Source organism: Streptomyces coacervatus, from assembly GCF_029223485.1.
Lineage (GTDB): Bacteria > Actinomycetota > Actinomycetes > Streptomycetales > Streptomycetaceae > Streptomyces > Streptomyces coacervatus.
This window is the reverse complement of record NZ_JARHTP010000008.1, coordinates 446,583-461,271: the sequence shown is the minus strand read 5'-3', so window position 1 is coordinate 461,271 and position 14,689 is coordinate 446,583. Positions and strand designations below refer to the sequence as shown.

The 14,689-nt window shown below is 71.6% G+C and carries 17 protein-coding genes; all 17 read left to right on the top strand.

The genetic code is table 11. From position 1 onward, the window contains the following. Positions 1-7: 7 nt before the first annotated feature. The 17 genes from P2Q00_RS22420 to P2Q00_RS22340 all read left to right on the top strand — a co-directional run bounded on the left by P2Q00_RS22420 (position 8) and on the right by P2Q00_RS22340 (position 14,657). Positions 8-817, top strand: a complete 810-nt coding sequence (locus P2Q00_RS22420; RefSeq protein ID WP_275774417.1) for a 4'-phosphopantetheinyl transferase family protein — start codon at positions 8-10, stop codon at positions 815-817. 131 nt (positions 818-948) lie between these two features. Further along, positions 949-1,578: an RNA polymerase sigma factor gene (locus P2Q00_RS22415; RefSeq protein WP_275774416.1), complete on the top strand. Its 630-nt coding sequence runs from the start codon at positions 949-951 to the stop codon at positions 1,576-1,578. After that, positions 1,575-2,990 carry an aldehyde dehydrogenase family protein gene (locus P2Q00_RS22410; protein ID WP_275774415.1) on the top strand — a complete coding sequence of 472 codons (1,416 nt, stop codon included), beginning with the start codon at positions 1,575-1,577 and terminating at the stop codon, positions 2,988-2,990. Before P2Q00_RS22415 ends, P2Q00_RS22410 begins: the two co-directional genes overlap by 4 nt. A 19-nt stretch (positions 2,991-3,009) precedes the next feature. Beyond that, entirely contained in the window at positions 3,010-3,519 is a 510-nt protein-coding gene (locus P2Q00_RS22405; RefSeq protein ID WP_275774414.1) for a DUF4188 domain-containing protein, read from the top strand. Beyond that, complete coding sequence (locus tag P2Q00_RS22400) at positions 3,516-5,222, top strand: acetyl-CoA carboxylase carboxyltransferase subunit alpha (RefSeq protein WP_275774413.1); 1,707 nt, start codon at positions 3,516-3,518, stop codon at positions 5,220-5,222. The genes P2Q00_RS22405 and P2Q00_RS22400 overlap by 4 nt, the downstream gene beginning before the upstream one ends. Then, positions 5,212-5,727, top strand: coding sequence for an acetyl-CoA carboxylase biotin carboxyl carrier protein (locus tag P2Q00_RS22395; RefSeq protein WP_275774412.1), 516 nt, complete (start codon positions 5,212-5,214; stop codon positions 5,725-5,727). The genes P2Q00_RS22400 and P2Q00_RS22395 overlap by 11 nt, the downstream gene beginning before the upstream one ends. A gap of 18 nt (positions 5,728-5,745) precedes the next feature. Next, a complete protein-coding gene (gene accC / locus P2Q00_RS22390) occupies positions 5,746-7,107 on the top strand; it encodes an acetyl-CoA carboxylase biotin carboxylase subunit (protein ID WP_275774411.1) in 1,362 nt (453 codons plus the stop codon). A gap of 16 nt (positions 7,108-7,123) precedes the next feature. Beyond that, positions 7,124-7,345, top strand: a complete 222-nt coding sequence (locus P2Q00_RS22385) for a helix-turn-helix domain-containing protein (protein ID WP_275774410.1) — start codon at positions 7,124-7,126, stop codon at positions 7,343-7,345. An 84-nt stretch (positions 7,346-7,429) separates the two neighbouring features. After that, on the top strand, positions 7,430-7,894 hold the full coding sequence (locus P2Q00_RS22380; RefSeq protein ID WP_275774409.1) for a cobalamin B12-binding domain-containing protein: 465 nt from the start codon (positions 7,430-7,432) through the stop codon (positions 7,892-7,894). Further along, positions 7,894-9,171 carry a methylaspartate mutase gene (locus P2Q00_RS22375; RefSeq protein ID WP_275774408.1) on the top strand — a complete coding sequence of 426 codons (1,278 nt, stop codon included), beginning with the start codon at positions 7,894-7,896 and terminating at the stop codon, positions 9,169-9,171. The genes P2Q00_RS22380 and P2Q00_RS22375 overlap by 1 nt, the downstream gene beginning before the upstream one ends. Then, the gene (locus P2Q00_RS22370; RefSeq protein ID WP_275774407.1) at positions 9,168-9,374 is read left to right on the top strand and encodes a hypothetical protein; all 207 of its coding nucleotides are present in this window, start codon (positions 9,168-9,170) and stop codon (positions 9,372-9,374) included. The genes P2Q00_RS22375 and P2Q00_RS22370 overlap by 4 nt, the downstream gene beginning before the upstream one ends. Further along, positions 9,371-9,577 (top strand): hypothetical protein, encoded by a 207-nt coding sequence (locus P2Q00_RS22365; protein WP_275774406.1) that lies wholly within the window; start codon positions 9,371-9,373, stop codon positions 9,575-9,577. Before P2Q00_RS22370 ends, P2Q00_RS22365 begins: the two co-directional genes overlap by 4 nt. Beyond that, entirely contained in the window at positions 9,574-10,536 is a 963-nt protein-coding gene (locus tag P2Q00_RS22360; protein ID WP_275774405.1) for a transporter substrate-binding domain-containing protein, read from the top strand. The genes P2Q00_RS22365 and P2Q00_RS22360 overlap by 4 nt, the downstream gene beginning before the upstream one ends. Before the next feature lie 89 nt (positions 10,537-10,625). Further along, on the top strand, positions 10,626-11,525 hold the full coding sequence (locus tag P2Q00_RS22355) for a DMT family transporter (RefSeq protein ID WP_275774437.1): 900 nt from the start codon (positions 10,626-10,628) through the stop codon (positions 11,523-11,525). Beyond that, positions 11,522-12,565: an aspartate-semialdehyde dehydrogenase gene (locus tag P2Q00_RS22350; protein ID WP_275774403.1), complete on the top strand. Its 1,044-nt coding sequence runs from the start codon at positions 11,522-11,524 to the stop codon at positions 12,563-12,565. The genes P2Q00_RS22355 and P2Q00_RS22350 overlap by 4 nt, the downstream gene beginning before the upstream one ends. Then, the gene (locus P2Q00_RS22345; protein WP_275774402.1) at positions 12,562-13,668 is read left to right on the top strand and encodes an amino acid kinase family protein; all 1,107 of its coding nucleotides are present in this window, start codon (positions 12,562-12,564) and stop codon (positions 13,666-13,668) included. The genes P2Q00_RS22350 and P2Q00_RS22345 overlap by 4 nt, the downstream gene beginning before the upstream one ends. Continuing rightward, complete coding sequence (locus P2Q00_RS22340) at positions 13,665-14,657, top strand: TauD/TfdA family dioxygenase (RefSeq protein ID WP_275774401.1); 993 nt, start codon at positions 13,665-13,667, stop codon at positions 14,655-14,657. The genes P2Q00_RS22345 and P2Q00_RS22340 overlap by 4 nt, the downstream gene beginning before the upstream one ends. The last annotated feature ends 32 nt before the right edge of the window (positions 14,658-14,689 follow it).

The window sequence follows — 14,689 nt, the reverse complement described above, 5'->3', positions numbered from 1 at the left end:
GCGGGAGATGCGTGCGACCGTGGACGCCCCCGACACCTCGCGCGAGTGGGAGCCCGCCGACGACCCGCTGGCCGAAGGCGCCGATGTGTGGCTCCTCGCCGAGGAGGACGTGGCACGGTTCGCCGAGGCCACCGGCGGCCTCGAACTGCTCACCGAGGAGGAGCGGGCCCGGCACGACCGGCTGCTCTTCCCCGCCGCCCGCACCCGCTTCCTCGGCGCTCGGCTGCTGTCCCGGCAGGTGCTGTCCCAGTACGCCGACGTGGCACCGGGGGAGTGGCGGTTCGACAAGGGCCGGTTCGGGCGGCCGTCCGTCCAGGGAGCCGACTGGGGGCTCGACTTCAACATCACCCACACCAACGGGCTGATCGCCGCCATCGTGGTGCGCGGCCGCACCGCGGGGGTCGACGCCGAGAACACCCCGGCCCGCCCCGAGGCCCTCGAATTCGCCCCGAAGGTCTTCACCCCGCTGGAGCAGGAGGTGCTGCGCCGGGACCGGGAGGACCAGCAGGGGCACGCCTTCGCGGACTCCTGGGTGGCCAAGGAGGCGTACACCAAGGCCACCGGCATGGGCATGGCCCGAGGCTTCGACGCGTTCTCCGTACACCGGCTCAGGGGCGGCGGGCTGGCGGTCGTGGACGATGAAATCCCGCAGCAGGAACGGCCGTTGTGGCAGATACAGGTACTGCAGGTGTGGGACCGTTTCGCGCTCGGCATCGCCATCCGGGCCAGCGAGGACGTGCCCGGGCCGATCCCCGTACGGCTGCGTTCCGCCATGGCCGAGCTGCTGCCCAACTCCCCTGCGGGCGGCCCCCGATGAACAACTGCGCTGTCCACTCCTGGCAAGGCCGCTACCTGACGCCGTCATCCGTTTCCGGCCACCGCGCGCGCTGTGTTGCATGGAAGCCGGAGCCCGCCGTCCGGCGGGTGTGTGCCGACGGAGGACGAGCGATGCAGGCGAAGGGGAACGCCGAACTGCTCGCGGGCTGTGCCCGCGGAGAGGCGGAGGCCTGGGACGAGACCGTCGGCCGGTTCGGCCGGCTGGTCTGGTCGGTGGCCCGCAGCCACCGGGTCAGCCGGGTCGACGCCGAGGACGTGCGCCAGCTGACCTGGTTCCGGCTGATGCAGAACGCCGACCGCATCCGCGACCCCGACCGGCTCGGCGACTGGCTCGCCACCGTCGCCCGCCGCGAGGCCATCAAGGCGGCCACCCGCGACCGGCGCCTCGTCATGGTCGGCGACAGCGCGACGCTGGAGCATCTGCTCGACCACCACGAGAGCCCGGAGCAGATCACCCTGCGCGCCGACCGCGGCCAGGAGGTGCTGCGCGCCCTCGACAGCCTCTCCGACCAGTGCCGCGAACTCCTGCTGCGGGCCCTGCAGGACCCGCCTGCCTCCTACCAGGAGATCGCCGACGCACTGTCCATGCCGGTGAGCTCGGTCGGCCCGATCCGCACCCGCTGTCTGCGCCGGCTGCGGCGCGCCCTCGACCGGGACGGCGCACCCGCCGCCATCGAGGACGACTGCGCCCGCTGCCCCGTACGCACGCACGACGCAACCGAAACCGAGGTGCCCAGGTGACCGCCCTCACCGCGTCCCAGACCCACCTGGAAAGCCGGGAGATCACCACCGGTGAACCGCTCGGCACCGTCGAGCTGTCCACCCCCGACCGCGTCACCTCCGCCGCCCGCCGCGCCGGTGCCGCAGCCCCCGCCTGGGCGGCCACGCCCGCCGAGGAACGCGCCGCGATCGTCGAACGCGCCGCCGACCTGCTGGTCCAACGGGCGGAGCAGGCCCAGGAGTTGCTGGTTCGGGAGGGCGGGGCCATCCCCGGCAAGGCGTACTTCGAAGTCCACCAGGCCGCACAGGAGTTGCGGCACGGGGCGCGACTGGCCCGCCACCCCGGGCTGCCGCACCCGCCCGCCGACGACCCCGAGCGCACGGCCGAGGTGACCCGCGTCCCGCTGGGCGTGGTCGGCGTGATCGTGCCCTGGAACTTCCCGCTGCTGCTCGCGGCCCGCTCCCTCGGCCCCGCGCTCGCCCTCGGCAACACCGTCCTCCTCAAGCCCGACCCGCACACCCCCCTCAGCGGCGGCCGCCTCTTCGTCGAAGCCTTCGCCGACGCGGGGCTGCCGCCGAGCGTGCTGGAGGTCGTGCACGGCGACGCGGACGCTGGCTCGGCGCTCGTCCAGGCGCCCGACGTGGCCATGGTGTCGTTCACCGGGTCGACCGAGGTGGGCCGCGAGATCGGCGCCGTCTGCGGGCGGCTGCTCAAGCGGGTCGTGCTCGAACTCGGCGGCCAGAACGCCCTCGTGGTCCTCGACGACGTCGACGTGGAGCAGGCCGCGGCCGCCGGGGCCTGGGGCTCCTTCCTGCACCAGGGGCAGATCTGCATGTCCGCCCGCCGCCACCTGGTGCACCGGGCCGTCGCCGAGGAGTACACCGAGGCGTTCGCCCGGCACGCGGCCGCCCTGCGCGTCGGCGACCCGTACCGCTCGGACGCCCAGATCGGTCCGGTCATCGACCGGCGCCAGCTCACGACCGTCGCGAACGCCGTCGAGCAGGCCGTCGCGCAGGGCGCCCGGCTGGTCACCGGAGGGCGCCCGCAGCCGCCGTACTACCCGCCGACCGTCCTCGCCGACGTCACCGAGCAGATGGACGTCTTCCACACGGAGGTCTTCGGACCGGTCGCCACGGTCACTGCCTTCACGGATGACGCGGAGGCCATCCGCCTCGCCAACACCAGCGACTACGGCCTGACGGCCGCCGTCTACACCAGCGACACGCCGCGCGGGGAGTTGATTGGCCGTCAACTTCGTTGCGGAGTGACCCACATCGGCGACCAGACCGTCGTCCAGGACGCCGCCCTGCCCTTCGGCGGTATCGGCGCCTCCGGCAACGGCTCCGGCTTCGGTGGGCGCGCGAGCCTGGAGGCGTTCACCCGCTGGCACACCCTCACCACCAGCACCCCACCGCGCACGTACCCCTTCTGAGCCTCACCGAGGAGACTTCGTGGCAGCCAAGGTCGAGTTAGTGCCCCAGGTGGCGGACCCGCCCGAGGGAACCGTCGTGTTCCTCATCGGCATGCGGATCAACAGCTTCTGGAAGGTGCACCGCTGGCTGCCGTCCTTCGTGGCCATGGTCCCGATGCTGGTCGAGCTCAACAAGCAGAAGGAGTACGGCTTTCTGGGCGCCCGCACCTGGATGGGCCGCACGGTCGTGGTGATCCAGTACTGGCGCTCCATGGACGAGCTGATGGCGTACGCGCACGACACGAGCGCTTCCCACCGGCCCGCCTGGGGCCGCTTCAACCGCACCGTCGCCGACAACGGGGCCGTCGGCATCTACCACGAGGCGTATGTCGTCGACCCGGCACGCATGCACACCGTCTACCGCAACATGCCGCCGTTCGGCATCGCCGCGGCCACCGAGAGCCGGCCCCAGCGGGCCCTGCCGGTGCCTCGGGAGCGCGGCAGCGGGAGTCGACAAGAGCGGAGCACACAAGAGCGGAGCACAACGTGACGACCACACCAGGGCCCATCCGGGCCGGACAGGACGTCCAGTGGCGCCGGTGCGCCTCCTGCGGCGCGTACATCTACGGCAAACGACTCGACCGCAACCGCAAGGTGTGCCCCGAGTGCCAGTTCCACTTCCGTATCCCGCCCGACGTACGGACCGCCCAACTCGCCGACAGCGGCAGCTTCGAGGCGTTCCCCGACACGTACGCCCCGCGCGACCTGCTCGGCTTCCGCGACAGCAAGCCGTACCCGGACCGGCTCCGCGACGCCCAGGCAAGGACGGGCCGTCAGGACGCCGTGCTGGCCGGAAAGATGAGCGTGCACGGCCGCCAACTGGTCGTCGCCGTCCTCGACTTCACGTTCATGGGCGGCAGCATGGGCACGGTCGTCGGGGAGACCGTCGCCGCCGCGGCCCGCACCGCCCTCGCCGAACGGCTGCCGCTGCTTCTGATCGCCGCCTCAGGCGGGGCCCGGATGCAGGAGGGCGCGCTGTCGCTGATGCAGATGGCCAAGACCTCCCAGTGGATCGCCGCCCTGCGCGAGGCCCGCGTGCCGGTGATCAACCTCAACACCGACCCGACCTTCGGCGGGGTCAGCGCCTCCTTCGCGATGCTCGGCGACGTCGTCCTCGCCGAGCCCGGCAGCCTCCTCGGCTTCGCCGGACCCCAGGTCATCCGCAACACCATCCGCCAGGAGCTGCCGGCCGGTTTCCAGAGCGCCGAGTTCCTGCTGGAACACGGGATGATCGACGCCGTCGTACCGCGGGAGAGCATGCGGGAGCAGCTGGCGCGACTGCTCTCCCTGCTGGGACCGTCCGTCCCCGAACTCCCTGAAGGGTCCGGGGATTCGGTGCTCGTGCACCCGGTACCCACCACCCGTACCACCCGCGAGACCGTCGCCCTCGCCCGCGACATCCAGCGGCCCACCACCCTGGAGTACATCGGCTATGTCTTCGACGACTTCGTCGGCCTGCACGGCGACCGGGCCTTCGGCGACGACGCGGCGCTGGTCGGCGGTCTCGCCCGGTTCGGCGGGCAGAGCGTCGTGGTCCTCGGGCACCAGAAGGGCCATGACACGGCCGAGCTGGTACGCAGCAACTTCGGTATGCCGAACCCCGAGGGCTACCGCAAGGCGCTCAGGCTGATGCGGTTCGCCGACCGGTTCGGGCTGCCGGTCATCGCGTTCATCGACACGCCCGGTGCCTTTCCCGGCATCGGCGCCGAGGAACGCGGCCAGAGCGTGGCCATCGCCGAGTGCATCCTCGAACTGTCCCGGCTGCGCGTCCCGGTCGTCTCCGTGGTCACCGGCGAGGGCGGCAGCGGCGGTGCGCTCGCCCTCGGAGTCGCCGACGCCGTACTCATCCTGGAGAACGCCTACTACTCGGTCATCAGCCCCGAAGGCTGCTCCACCATCCTCTTCGGTACGGCCGAACACGCGGGCCGTGCGGCCGACGCCCTGCGCCTGACCGCCTCCGAACTGCTCCGCCTCGGCGTGGTCGACGGCATCGTGCCCGAACCGCCCGACGGAGCCCACACCGCCCCCCACACCACCGCGCTGACGGTCAAGAGCGCCCTCGCGCGGACCCTCGCCCCCCTGCTCGACCTCTCCGGCGAACAGCTCGTCGACGCACGACGGAGGCGGTACGACCGCTTCGGGGACCCTCAACTGCAGCCCGTAGTGGACTGGGAGACGCACGATGACCACTGAGGTGACCACCACCGCAACCGAGGAAGGCCCCGACACGGCGGCGGCCGGGATGACGGTGGAGGAGCTGCGGGCCCACACCCTGCGCCTCGCCGGTGAACTCCCCGGCACACTACGGCGGATCACGGTGCGGGCCGGCGCCCTCAGTGTGGACGTGGAGTGGGAGAACACACCTGTGCCGCCCGCGTCGGCGGCTCCGGCAGCACCGGCGGCCCCCGCGGCCGCGGCCGCCGCTCCGGTGGAGACGGACACCGCCCCTGCCGACCTGGTACGGGTCTCCGCGCCCCTCGTCGGCACCTACTACCAGGCCTCCTCCCCGGGCGCCGAGCCCTTCGTCAAGGTCGGCGACACCGTGGAGGCCGGGCAGCAGCTCGCCATCATCGAGGCGATGAAGCTGCTCAACTCCATCACCGCCGAGGTCAAGGGCACCGTGCACGCCATCCACGTACAGGACGGGGACGTCGTCGAGTACGCGCAGCCGCTCATCGACCTCGTCCCGGCCGGCTGAGACGAGGCGGACGACGACATGTTCGACAAGGTGCTCATCGCCAACCGCGGCGAGATCGCGCTCAGGATCATCCGGACCTGCCGCGACCTCGGGGTCCGTACGGTCGCCGTGTACTCCACCCCGGACGCCGACGCGCAGTTCGTGAAGTCCGCCGACGAGGCCGTGCACATCGGTCCCGGCGCACCCACCCGCAGCTATCTCAACATCCCCAACATCATCGGTGCCGCCGTGAAGACGGGCGCCGAGGCCGTCCACCCCGGCTATGGATTCCTCTCCGAGGACCCGTACTTCGCCGAGATCTGCGCCGACGACGGCATCACCTTCATCGGCCCGCCGCCGGACGTGATGGAGAACGTCGGCGACAAGGCCACGGCGCGCAAGCTCATGACGGCCGCCGGTCTTCCGCTGCTCCCCGGCACGACCGAGCCCGTCGACTCGGTCGAGGCCGCCGAGGAGATCGCACGGGACATCGGCTACCCGGTGATCATCAAGGCCGCGGCGGGCGGCGGCGGGCGCGGCATCACGGTCGTACGCCGCCCGCAGGACCTGCGCGACGCCTACACCACGACCCGGGCGAACGCCCAGGCGGTGTTCAAGAACAGCGCCGTCTATATCGAGCGCTACCTCACCGACACCCGCCACATCGAGATCCAGGTCCTGTGCGACGACTTCGACGGCGCCGTCCACCTCGGCGAACGCGACTGCTCCGTGCAGCGCCGGCACCAGAAACTGGTCGAGGAGTCGCCCGGGCCCGGCATCCCGTCCGAACTGCGCGCCAGGCTGGGCGCGGCGGCCGTCGCCGGGGCGCGCGCGGTCGGCTACCGGGGCGCGGGGACGGTCGAGTTCCTGCTGGAGGCGGACCCGGCGGCGCAGAACGCCTTCTGGTTCATGGAGATGAACGCCCGTATCCAGGTCGAGCACCCGGTCACCGAACTCGTCACCGGCGTCGACCTGGTCAGCGAGCAGCTGCGCGTGGCCTCCGGCTCCCCGCTCACCGTCAAACAGGAGGACATCGAGATCAGCGGCCACGCCGTCGAGTGCCGGATCAACGCCGAGGACCCCGACCGCGGCTTCGCCCCGACCCCGGGTCTGCTGGAGAAGTACCGTACGCCCGGCGGTCCTTGGGTCCGCGTCGACACCGACTACGTGCCCGGCTCCCGGGTCAGCCCCTACTACGACTCCATGATCGGCAAGCTCATCGTCTGGGGCCCGGACCGCACGACCTGCCTGGACCGGGCCCTGCGCGCCCTGTCGGAGTTCGAGGTGGCGGGCCCGGGCGTCCACACCACGATCGCCATGCACCAGGAGATACTCGGCCACCCGGAATTCCGCCGCGGAGGCGTCGCCACGGATTTCCTGGAACGGCACTTCGCCCTGTAGAGACCCGGAGGCGGACGTGTTCGCCGACATCGAAGTGGCGATACTGCGGCAGCTGGAATGCGGCAGGTCCGACGAATCCATTTCCCGCAGCCTGGGCGTCTCCACCCGCACGCTGCGCCGCTATCTGGCCGGAATGTGCACGAAGCTGGGCGTGAAGACCCGCTTCCAGCTGGGCGTTTCGGCCACGCGGCTGGGTCTGCTCGGCACTCCGTACACCCCGGTCACTCCGGACAGCTGACGTATGGAAATTCCTGGTCGTCGGCCCGGGAAATCCGTTCGGCGGCACCTGTACATTTCCCCGGGCGAATCCAAGAGTGAAGGTATGTCCCTGCGAATCGTCGTATCCAGCGTCTCCTCCGACGCGCACATGTGGAATCTGGTCTATCTTCAGCTCCTTCTCGAAGAGGCCGGGCACGAGGTGACCAACCTCGGAGTCTGCCCGCCGGACGGCACCGTCATGGACGCCTGCCGCGGCGCCGACCGGCCCGACCTCCTGGTGCTCAGCACCGTCAACGGCCACGGCCACCTCGACGGCCTGCGCCTGATCCGTGCCCTGCGCCGCGACCCCGAACTGGCGGCCCTGCCTGTCGTCATCGGCGGCAAGCTCGGTGTGCGGGGCGCGGACGCCGAGGAGGGCGGGCGGCTGCTCGACGCAGGTTTCGACGCCGTCTTCAACGAATCCGAGGAACCGGCCGGCCGTACTCTCGCCGCCTTCGGTGACTTCCTCGCCAAGCTGGCCCAGACAGTGGCCGTACGGGAACCCCTCGTCGTCGGAGCGCCGCACTGATGCCCCGGTTCGCCGACTTCGTCCGCACGGCTACCGCGGCGGGCCGACTCGTCGTACAGCCGCGCATGGGCTTCGGCGAACTCGCCCGGATGCGCGCCGGGTTGACCGCGGTGCGCGACTGCCGGGCCACCACCATCGGCACCGTCACCCTCGACAGCTACACCCGGGTCGGCGACTACGCCTCCGCCCGCCGCGCCCTGCGCGAGGGAGCCGAGCTCAACGGCTTCCCGCTGCTCGCCCACGGCGCCGGCACCGTACGCGACCTGCTGCGCGAGGTGTCCGGGGACGCCTTCCCGGTGCAGATACGGCACGGCTCACCGCTGCCCCTCGACCTGTTCCGCACCATGGTCGCCGCGGGCGTCGACGCCACCGAGGGCGGCCCGGTGTCGTACTGCCTGCCCTACGGCCGGGTCCCCCTCCCCGAGGCCGCCGACAACTGGGCCCGCTGCAGCGAACTCGCCGCCCGCGCCCCCGACCCCATGCACCTGGAGACCTTCGGCGGCTGCATGCTCGGCCAGCTCTGCCCGCCCTCCCTGCTGGTCGCACTCAGCGTCCTGGAGGCGATGTTCTTCCACGAGCACGGGCTGCGTTCGATCTCCCTCAGCTACGCCCAACAGGTGCACCTGGGGCAGGACTTGGAGGCCCTGGCCGCGCTGCGCGAGCTTGCCGCCGAGCGCCTGCCCGGCGTCCAGTGGCATGTCACGTTGTACACCTACATGGGCGTCTTCCCGCGCACCCCCATCGGCTCCTACCGCCTCGTCGAGGACAGCGTCCGCCTCGCCGTGCACAGCGGCACCGAGCGCCTCATCGTCAAGACGCCCGCCGAGGCCCGCCGTATCCCCGCGATCGAGGAGAACGCCGAGGCCCTGGAGTTCGCCGACGCCGTCGCCCGGCAGGCCGCCGCCGACTGCGCCGACACCAACTGCCCGCCGCCCACCCGCACCGGCCTGCTCACCGAGGCCCGCACCCTGATCGACGCCACCCTCGAACTCGGCCGCGCGGTCGGCTCCGCCCTGGTCACCGCCTTCGCCCGGGGCGTCCTCGACGTGCCGTACTGCCTCCACCGCGACAATGCCAACGCCGCCCGCGCCGTCATCGACGAGCGGGGGATGCTGGGCTGGTCGAAGGCGGGCGGCATGCCGGTCACGGTGCGCGACAGCGACGCCGTCTGCACCTCCCCGCTCACCGCCGACCGGCTGACCACCATGCTCGCCTACAACGAACGCCGCTACGACCGCGAGGACCTGGTCGGCTCGCTGCTGCGGAGCTCGGCATGAGGGCCCGCACGGTTGTCACCGACTCCTCGGCCGTGCTCGGCGGCCGGGTCTGTCGCGGTCGGTGCGCTCTCTTTCTGCGGGGCGCGGACGCGGCATGCACCGCCATGCTGACGTCCGACCGGCCGCCGGCCGTGTCGGCCTGCGACGAACGCCGTGATGACCGCGAGGACCTGGTCGGCTCGCTGCTGCGGAGCTCGGCATGAGGGCCCGCACGGTCGTCGCCGACTCCTTGGCCGTGCTCGGCGGCCGGGTCTGTCGCGGTCGGTGCGCTCTCTTTCTGCGGGGCGCGGACGCGGCATGCACCGCCATGCTGACGTCCGACCGGCCGCCGGCCGTGTCGGCCTGCGACGAACGCCGTGGCGACCGCCGGCACTTGGTCGGCCGGCTGCTGCGGGGTGCCGCATGACCGCCCGTACGGCCCTCGCCGGCACCCTCGCCGCCGTCCGCACCCTCGCCGCCGTCCGCGCCCACGGCGCCGTGCGCGCCCTGGTCTCCCAGGGCCAGCCCGGGCTCTCCCTGTGCGCCGCCGACGGCCGGTGGACCGGCCTCGACGCGGACATCGCCCGCGCGGTCGCCGCCGCCGTACTCGACGACTCGGAAGCTGTCGACTGGCGCCCCGCGGGATCTGCCGCCCGGCTCAGCCGACTCGCCGCCGGACAGGCCGACCTGACGGTCTGCAACGTCAGCTGGACCATGGGCCGCGAGGCCGCCCACGGACTCCTCTTCGCCGGAGTCACCTGCTACGACGGCGAGGGCTTCCTCGTCCCGGCCGGCTCCGGTGTCGACGACCCCGCCCAGCTCGCCGGCCGGTGCGTGGCCGTGCACACGGGCTCCACCTCGCTCGCCAACCTCACCGCCTGGTACGAGCCCAGGGGCCTGGCCGTCCGGCCCGTCGCCTACGACCGCCCGGCCGATGCGCTGCACGCCTACGCCGGTGGCGAGTGCGCCGCCTACGTCCTCGACAAGGTGGCCCTTGCGGGGGCGCGCCGCACCCTGAGCGACCCCGACGCGCATCGGATCCTGCCCGCCGAGATCTCCCGCGAACCGATGGCCGCCGTGGTGCGGGACGACGATCCCGGGTGGTTCCGCATCTGCCGCTGGGTGCTCCAACTCCTGTTCGCCGCCGAGTACGAGAGCCACCGCACCGGCAGCGCGGGCCGCGAGGCCGTCGCCCGCCAGGCCGGCCGGCACGGGCCCGCCGCCGGCCTCGACGAGCGATGGGCGGCCCGCGTCCTCGACGCGGTGGGCAGCTACGCCGACCTGTACGAACGCAACCTGGGCCGCACCTCGGGCCTCGACGTGCCACGCGGCCCCAACGAGCTGTGGACCAGAGGAGGCCTGCACTACGCCGTGCCCCTGCACTGAGCCGCGGATCCCCAGGAGAAGAGGTACCGACCGTGAGCACTCCCAGCAGTCAGCAGCAGACCAGAGGAGCCGTCGAACTCACCGCGGCCATGGTCCTGTCCGGCACCCTCGGCGTCTTCGTCGTCGAGTCCGGCCAGCCCAGCTTCAACGTGGTCTTCTTCCGCTGCGTCTTCGGCGCCGTCGCCCTCGCCGCGTACTGCCTGGCCCGCGGCCTGTTCAAGCACCACAACTTCACCCGCCGCACCTTCGCCCTCGCGGTCCTCGGCGGGGTGTGCATCGTCTTCAACTGGGTGCTGCTGTTCAGCAGTTACACCAAGACGTCCATCTCGGTGGCGACGGTCGTCTACCACACCCAGCCGTTCTACGTCGTGATCCTCGGGCTCGTCCTCTTCAAGGAGAGGCTCAACCGCCACCAGGCCGGCTGGATCGTGCTCGCCTTCCTCGGTGTGCTGCTGGTCGCCGACCTCACCTCGGCCGACGGCAAGAAGGGCGACGCCTACTTCGTGGGTGTCGGCCAGGCACTGCTGGCCGCGCTGCTGTACGCCTTCGCCACCGTCATAGCCAAGCACCTGAAGTCCGTACGGCCCGAACTGACCGCCCTCACCCAGGTGTTGGTCGGCATCCCGCTGCTGCTGCCGTTCACCGCGCTCGGCAGGACCGCCGGTCTCGGCGCCGGCTGGGCCTGGCTGGTCGGGCTCGGCGTGATCCACACCTGCGTGATGTACATCCTGCTGTACGCCTCGTACCAGAAGCTGCCCACCGCGAAGATCGCGGTCCTGTCCTTCGTCTACCCGGCGGTGGCGATCCTCGCCGACTTCACCGTCTACGGACACCACATCACGCTTCTGCAGGCCCTGGGCGTCCCGCTGATCGTCGTGGCGGGCCTGGGCGTGAACCTCGGCTGGCGGCTGCTGCCGGCCGGCGGCCGCCGCACGCCCGGGGACAAGACGGCGGCACCCGCGCTCACCCGGATCGGAGAACCCCGATGACCTTCGTCAGCGACAGCAAGGCGCCGAGCATCGCCCTCGTAGGAGCGACGGGAGCGGTCGGCCACACCCTCATCGAGCTGATCGAGACACGGCGCCTGCGCCACAACGGCGTACGTCTCGCCGCGTCCGCACGCTCGGCGGGACGGCAGATGGAGGTCGACGGGCGCACCTGCACCGTGGAGGACCTGGAGGGCTTCGACTTCTCGGACGTCGACATCGCGTTCTTCTCCGCCGGTACGTCCGTCAGCGAGAAGTGGGCCCGCCCGGCCGCCGCGCAGGGCGCGCTGGTGATCGACAACACCAACGCCTTCCGCATGGACCCGGACACCCCGCTGGTCGTCCCGCAGGTCAACGCCGACGTGCTCACCGGCCGCCCGGCGAGCGGCATCATCGCCAACCCCAACTGCTCCACCATCCCGCTGGTGCGGCTGCTGGGGACCGTGGAACAGCGGTGGGGGATACGGCAGGTGGTGGTCAGTACCTACCAGGCGGCCTCCGGGCAGGGGCAGCACGGCATCGAGGAACTCCAGGAGGGCAGCGAACTCGCCCTGCACGACCCGGACGCCGAGCTGCCCGCCGAGCGGTTCAGCAAGCCGCTGGCCTTCAATGTGGTCCCCTTCATCGACCGGCTGCTGGACTCCGGATTCACCATGGAGGAGCAGAAGATGCTCCAGGAGTCCCGCAAGATCCTCGGCCTGCCCCACCTCGACGTCACCACCACCTGCGTACGCGTCCCGGTCGTCAACTCCCACTCCGAGGCGGTGTGGGTGGAGGCCGCGGCCCCCGTCGACCGCACCGAACTGGTCGACCGGCTCGCCGCCCTGCCCGAGGTCACCGTCCACGACCGGGACGTCCCGGGCCGCTTCCCGACCCCGCTGACCGCGGGCAACCCGGACCACGTCCATGTCGGCCGGGTCCGCGTCGCCCCGCACAACCCGCGCGGCTTCTGGCTCTGGCTGGTCGCCGACAACCTGCGCATCGGGGCCGCCCTGAACGCCGTACAGATCGCCGAAACCGTCCTCGACCGGGGGTTGCTGTGAGCGACGCTGCCATTCTGAAGTTCGGCGGCTCCACCTTCCGTACCCATGCCGCCTACGACAAACTCGCGGCCGGCCTCGAAGCCCGACTGGAGCGCGAGGGGCGCCGGCTGGCCGTCGTGGTCAGCGCCATGCAGGGAGAGACCGAGCAGCTTCGGGGCCGCCTCCACGAGGTCAACGCGCACCCCGACGACGCCACCCCCGCCGGCATGCTCGCCACCGCAGACCTGATCAGCGCCCATCTGCTCGCCACCGCCCTGCACCGCAGGGGCCGCACCGCGACCGTGCTCGCCGGCCACCAGATCGGCCTCATCACCAACTCGTCCTTCCTCTGGGCACGGGTCATCGAGACCGACCCCGGACCGCTGGACAGGACCCTCTCCGAGTACGAGGTCGTCGTCGTCCCCGGCGGACAGGCGATCGACGCGCACGGCAGGCCCACCTGGCTCGGCAAGAACAGCTCCGACCTGTCGGCGATCGCCGTCACCCGCGCCGTGGGCGGCACCGCCTGCGAGATCCACTCCGACGTCGACGGCATCTACACCTCCGACCCGCACCTGGTCCGGGGCGCACGGCTGCTGCCGAAGGTCTCCTTCAACATGGCCGCCCTGATGTCGCTGTACGGCGCCAAGGTGCTGCACCGCCGGGCCGTGCAGCTCGCCCTGCGGCACGGTATCGAGATCGTCTGCCGCTACAACCGGGCGCCGTTCTCGCGCGGCACGACCATCAGCCGGGAGGGCGACCAGATGGCGGCGATCGTCTTCAACCAGCGCTCCGTGGTGCTCGGTTACGACTCCGACGACTGCGCCGACCTGGCCCACGGAGTCTTCCACGCGGCAGGCATCGACACCGTACGGCTGACCGAGAAGCCATGGGTGGCGGTGGTCGGCGGGTTCGTCGACCTGGAGGCGGTACAGCGCCGTCAGAACCTCAAGCCGGGCACCCATGTCGGCGTCCCGGTCGCCGAGATCCGCGGCTCCAAGGTCATCACCCACATCGCCGAGAGCGGCGAGGACGCCCTGCACATGGCTCAGCGCCTGCACGACCGCATCGACCTGCCCCTGGTGGACCTCGCACCGCAGCAGCCCCACCTCGCCGGAGTGTGACCGCCTTGACCTTCGCCGACCTCGAACTGCCCGACCGGGTACGCGACACCATCGGTACGGAGCTGTGCCTGCTGCCCGACCCGAGCGCGGACGTCGACCGGGCCCTGACCCGCTACCACCGCATCTTCGCCGCCCTGCCCACCGAACTCCTGCAGCAGATCATGGACTTCGGCCGGCACAACGACGCCCCGGGCGTGATGCTCGTACGCAACCTGCCGCTGGACGAGGACCTGCCGCCCACCCCGGTCGACGGCGAGCCGAGCCCCGCCAAGGCCAGCTTTGTCGCCGAAGGCGTGCTGCTCGGCCTGACCGGACTGCTCGGCGAGCCGATCGGAGTGCTCACCGAGAAGGACGGCAGACTCGTCCACGACGTCGTCCCCGTGCCCGAGGGAGCGCGGGCGCAGACCAACCAGGGCTCCGCGGTCTTCCTCAACTTCCACAGCGACATCACCTACGACACCACCGGCCGCTACGACGTGGCCAACCCGGACTTCCTCGTCCTCAACTGCCTGCGCGGCGCCGCGGGCAACGACGCCTTCACGTACTACGCCGACGCCCGCGACCTGTGCCGGCACCTGCCGGACCCGCTCGTCGAGACGCTGCGCAGCCCGCTGTACCGCCTCAACGCGCCCGGCAGCTACACCCGCAGCGTCGGCGAGGACGTCCTGTCCGAACCGGTGCCCATCCTCAGCGGCGCGGCCCGCTTCCCGGAGATCACCGTCTCCGCCAACGGCACCCGCCCGCTCACCCGCGGCGCCCGCACCGCCCTCGACGCACTGCAGGACGCCTGCCGGGCCGTCGCCCACGCCGTACGGCTGGAACCGGGGCAGGCCCTGCTGATCAACAACCGCAAGGGCGTCCATGCGCGCTCCACCTTCCGGGCACGTCACGACGGCCGCGACCGCTGGCTCCAACGCACCTATATCCGCCGCAACTTGTGGAACGTGCGCTACAGGGCCACCTCGGAGGACCGGCGCGTTCATTACTGAATGCGACCCCGCACCTAACGCTCTCAAGCCGG

Bases quoted from the DNA above. Each gene is read 5' to 3' on its own strand.
- accC (WP_275774411.1), top strand. From the start codon at position 5,746: ATGTTCGACAAGGTGCTCATCGCCAACCGCGGCGAGATCGCGCTCAGG.
- P2Q00_RS22395 (WP_275774412.1), top strand. From the start codon at position 5,212: ATGACCACTGAGGTGACCACCACCGCAACCGAGGAAGGCCCCGACACG.
- P2Q00_RS22415 (WP_275774416.1), top strand. From the start codon at position 949: ATGCAGGCGAAGGGGAACGCCGAACTGCTCGCGGGCTGTGCCCGCGGA.
- P2Q00_RS22360 (WP_275774405.1), top strand. From the start codon at position 9,574: ATGACCGCCCGTACGGCCCTCGCCGGCACCCTCGCCGCCGTCCGCACC.
- P2Q00_RS22380 (WP_275774409.1), top strand. From the start codon at position 7,430: ATGTCCCTGCGAATCGTCGTATCCAGCGTCTCCTCCGACGCGCACATG.
- P2Q00_RS22420 (WP_275774417.1), top strand. From the start codon at position 8: ATGCGTGCGACCGTGGACGCCCCCGACACCTCGCGCGAGTGGGAGCCC.
- P2Q00_RS22355 (WP_275774437.1), top strand. From the start codon at position 10,626: ATGGTCCTGTCCGGCACCCTCGGCGTCTTCGTCGTCGAGTCCGGCCAG.
- P2Q00_RS22365 (WP_275774406.1), top strand. From the start codon at position 9,371: ATGAGGGCCCGCACGGTCGTCGCCGACTCCTTGGCCGTGCTCGGCGGC.
- P2Q00_RS22370 (WP_275774407.1), top strand. From the start codon at position 9,168: ATGAGGGCCCGCACGGTTGTCACCGACTCCTCGGCCGTGCTCGGCGGC.
- P2Q00_RS22350 (WP_275774403.1), top strand. From the start codon at position 11,522: ATGACCTTCGTCAGCGACAGCAAGGCGCCGAGCATCGCCCTCGTAGGA.
- P2Q00_RS22375 (WP_275774408.1), top strand. From the start codon at position 7,894: ATGCCCCGGTTCGCCGACTTCGTCCGCACGGCTACCGCGGCGGGCCGA.